Here is a 3934-nt window from a genome sequence, read left to right as displayed (position 1 = left end):
GTCTCCGGCGGAGCTCCACGGGTGGGGAAATTCAGTGAGCAGGTCTGGGGACTTTCATCTGAGCGCCGTCAGCTGCACCCGGCACCGGCCTCGACGCTGGTGGTGGCGACGATCGCGGCAAGGTCAGCAACCGGTCCAACTGAGTTTCAGTGCAGCTGGGGCGGTTGCCGCCCGAGTCGCTTCCCGTCATACGGAGGACCCCGTCAGGGGTCATGGGACCTGGGGTGCAGGGTCCTCTCACAGATCGTCTTCTCCACCCAAGGTCGTAGGCGTGTCCGGTCCTGTCACCCACAGAGACCTCACCGTGGAAGTCGCGGGCTCTGCGGGTAACCCCCTGGAGCAGACGCGGTCCCGCCGCCTGCTCGTAACCGTTGGCTCCTGTACGGGCCTCGGCCTCCGCGGTGGGGCCGGCGCATCGGCCCCACCGCGACCGCCTCAGTGCGGCTGTCTCGCCTCGGCGGCGTTGCTCGGGCCGTGTCCCTGGTCAACAGTGGCGGCGGGTACGGGCGCCACGGCGGCGAGTAGCCGCCGGCCCTCCTCCTCGAGGCCCAGGGTGGAGTTGGCGAAGCGCAGGATCACGGCGGAGGCCGCGCCGGTCATCTCGTCCAGCGTCCGGTGGTCGACGTTGCTGAGGTCGTCGCACGACGCGTGGTAGCAGAAGTCGTAGCCGATGCCGGCCCGGCCGCCGAACAGCGCGGCCTGTTCCACGGTCTTGATCCCCTCGGCGCCGGTGAAGAGCCCGCCGGAGGCAATGCCCTCGGCGATGAACGGCCCGTAGTCGCTGCGGCCGCTGAACTCGGTCTCGCCCGAGGCCAGGCCCAGGGAGCCGAAGTGCTCGTGGAAGGCCGCCTCGATCACGGCCGAGCCGGCCGGGGCGGGCACCGAGCCGTCGTCCGGACCGAATGCCGAGGCGTCGCCGTCATAGACGAAGCGGCCGTGGTTCGGGGAGCCGATCATGTCGAAGTTCAGGTACAGCGCGACGTTCCCGAGCGTCGCGGGATCGTTGGTTTTGAGGTCCGCGACGTAGTGGCGGGACCCGAGCAGGCCGAACTCCTCCGCGCCCCACCAGGCGAAGCGCACGGCGTTGGCGGTCTCCGTGCCCGCGAGCACCTCGGCGATGGCTAGGATCCCCGCGGAGCCGGAGGCGTTGTCGTTGATCCCGGGGCCCTGCGGGACGCTGTCCAGGTGCGCGCCGACCATGACCGTGCGCTCCGGGTCACCCGAGCGGGTCTCGGCGAAGACGTTGAAGGTCTCCCGGCTCTCCGAGACGGTCTGCGTGCTGACCGTCACCTCGCCCCCGCCCAGCAGAGCGACCCCGGCGGCGTAGCTCAGGCCGACCACGGGGACGGTCGTCACCCCCGGTTCGCCCAGGGTGCCGGCGACCGCCCCCTCCGCCCCGGGCAGTCCCGTGTTGAATATCAGCACCGCGGACGCCCCGGCGGCCGCCGCGTTGGCGGCCTTCACCCCGAAGGCGCACGTGCCCCGCTGGAGCAGTGCGATGTTCCCCGGCACGAAGTCGGCGAAGTCCCCGGCCTCGCACCCGCTGGTGCTCGCGGCCTTCTCGCCGGTCGTTCCCACGGCCTGCACCGGTGCCGTCACGGTCCCGGAGCCGGAATAGGTCATGACCGCGACGTCCTCGGCGGCGAGTTGCCTGCCGCCCGCGCTGACCGTGGCCGGGCTGACCTCCTGGAAGAAGGGGAAGGAGAAGGTCTGGACCCGCGCGGCGTAGCCGGCGGCCCTCAGCCTGCCGACCACGTAGTCGACGCTGCCCCGGTAGCCGGACGTGCCCGAGGCCCGGTTGCCGTTGTTGGCGTTGGCGATGGCCTGGAACACCTCGAGGTGCTCCAGCACCTTCCCGGGAGGCACGTCCGCCGCGGTCACAGCGACCACTTCGGCGCGGTCGGCTTCGCAGCGGCGGGCACGTCTTCGGCGCTCCCGGCGCCGGTGCCCAACAGCACGAGGGCCGCTGCGGCGGCCACGGTCCGGTGGTGATGGGTGCGGTGGCGCATGGGATCTCCCGAGGCAGGGGCCGATCGGGGGCTCAACCGGCACCGATCACGCTCGGGAATTCTAGCCGCGGGGATGACCCGGGTCAGTACGTAGATGTGCGTACTGACAGGGCCGCCGGCTGTACGTCAGCTACCGCGGTCGGCTGGTGTGGTGGTCCTGCTCGGGCGGGACCGGCCAAGGCGCGAATGCGTTCCGCACCGGGCGGAGCACGGGCCAGCCCGGGGTGGCGGCGTACGAGCACCGAGCACAGCTATCTGGAAGACCGCCGCTCTCTTCGGCACTTGCTGGTAGGCGGGCTGTCCGGCTCTAAGACCGCTGGTCAGAAGAGCGTCTCTCGGGAGTTCTAGTCCGCGGGTGGTGGGTTCGATTCCCACGGGGCCCACCGTTCGACCTGATCAAGCGCGCGGGGTGACCCGCAGCAGCCGGTCGGTGCCCCCGCCGTTGTCGGTGGTGACGTACAGCGCGCCGTCCCCGGCCTGCTGCACCGTGCGGATCCGGCCGTACTCCCCTTCCAGCTCGGGCAACCGGAACTGCTCGAGCAGGGTGCCGTCGGCATCCAGCCGGAGGGCGAGCACCCCCTGGCCCTTGAGGACGCCGAGCAGCAGTAGCCCCTCGTAGTCGCCCCAGTGCGCCCCCGCGAGGAAGGTCGACCCACTGGTGGCGATCGTGGGGTCACCCGAGGCCCAGCTGGGCAGCATCACGTCGGGCAGCGACGGGTCGGTCATCGGCACGCTCTCGTCGTAGTCGCCGCTCCCGACGGGGTCCCATCCACCGTTGCCGCCGGGGTGCAACAGGGTGACCTCGTCGTCGCGGTAGCTGCCCTGCTCGGTGGAGTAGATCTGTCCGGAGCCGGGGCGCACGGCCAGCCCCTGGACGTTGCGATGCCCGTAGGTCCACACGTAGGCAGCCGCCTCCGACTGATCGGCGAACGGGTTGTCGGGGGCGGGCTCGCCGGTGGCCGCGTCGATCCGCAGCACCTTGCCCGCGAGGGTGTCCAGGTCCTGCGGAGTGGTCCCTTCGACGACGTCGCCGGTGCCGACCAGCAGGGCGCCGGTGGGGTCGAAGCGCAGCTTGCAGCCGCTGTGCGAGCCTTTCTCCTCGTTGACAGGGATGCCGTCGAGCAGGGGGTCGGCGACCCGGGTGGCCGTGCGCCACTCATCGTCCACGGTCCAGGCGACCACGTCGACGTCGGCCGAGTCGCCGTCGCGTGCACCCTGGCAGGTGTAGAAGCGGCGGTTCTCCGCGAACGCCGGGTCGAGCACCAGGCCCATCAGACCGATCTCCTGAAGGACGAAGAGGTCGGCGAAATCGGCATCGACCTCCCGGACGGTGCCGTCGGGCAGCACCGCGGTCAGCCCGCCGGGGCGCTCGTCGAGCAGCAGGGTGCCGTCCGGCGCCTGGGCGACGTCCCAGGGGTGGTCCAGATCGTCGACGACCACCTCGACGTCCAGCTCCGGCGCTGCGGCGGCGATCGGCAGCGGCGGCACCGGGACCACTGCGGCTCCGGCTGGCGCCACAGCGCAGGCGATCAAGAGGGGGACGGCGAGCAGAGCGATCAGCGAGCGGCGCATCGCGACAGCATGCACCCGTCGGGCCGTCGAGGCACCGCCCTTGGAGGCGACGGCGACGACTCGCCGCCCGAGGTGCCATAGATCAGGCAGGTGCGGCGAGGCATGCCGGTCCGGCGTCAGGTCGTGGCGAGCACGAGAGTGTGCACGCCGTTGTCCTCTCAGCACATGGCGGCCACGCGGGCCCCATCTGCCCCTGAGGCGGAGCCGCCACGCCGGTCTCGACATCCCTCCACCCTTTTCCACGCGAGCCGCCAACCCCAGCTCGGAGAGCACCGGGCTAGATGTACTGACCAGGACCGTTGTTGACGTGGGAGCGACCTCCGGGTCGGGTGGAGCTGTCTGACGGCATCCAT

At 71.2% G+C, this 3934-nt stretch carries 3 protein-coding genes; all 3 read right to left on the bottom strand.

Annotated features, from left to right (window positions below; all coding sequences use genetic code 11):
- Nucleotides 1-435: 435 nt before the first annotated feature.
- A complete protein-coding gene (locus HK417_RS24080; RefSeq protein ID WP_222273145.1) occupies nucleotides 436-1881 on the bottom strand; it encodes a M28 family peptidase in 1446 nt (481 codons plus the stop codon).
- Nucleotides 1878-2009, bottom strand: coding sequence for a hypothetical protein (locus HK417_RS25970; RefSeq protein ID WP_261327690.1), 132 nt, complete (start codon nucleotides 2007-2009; stop codon nucleotides 1878-1880). Before HK417_RS25970 ends, HK417_RS24080 begins: the two co-directional genes overlap by 4 nt.
- Nucleotides 2010-2405: 396 nt before the next feature.
- Entirely contained in the window at nucleotides 2406-3581 is a 1176-nt protein-coding gene (locus tag HK417_RS24075; protein WP_222273142.1) for a PQQ-dependent sugar dehydrogenase, read from the bottom strand.
- Nucleotides 3582-3934: the final 353 nt, after the last annotated feature.

The sequence above is a fragment of the Modestobacter marinus genome, assembly GCF_019799945.1.
GTDB lineage: Bacteria > Actinomycetota > Actinomycetes > Mycobacteriales > Geodermatophilaceae > Modestobacter > Modestobacter marinus_B.
Note: the sequence above shows the minus strand (reverse complement) of the source record. Positions and strands in the feature narration are given on the sequence as shown.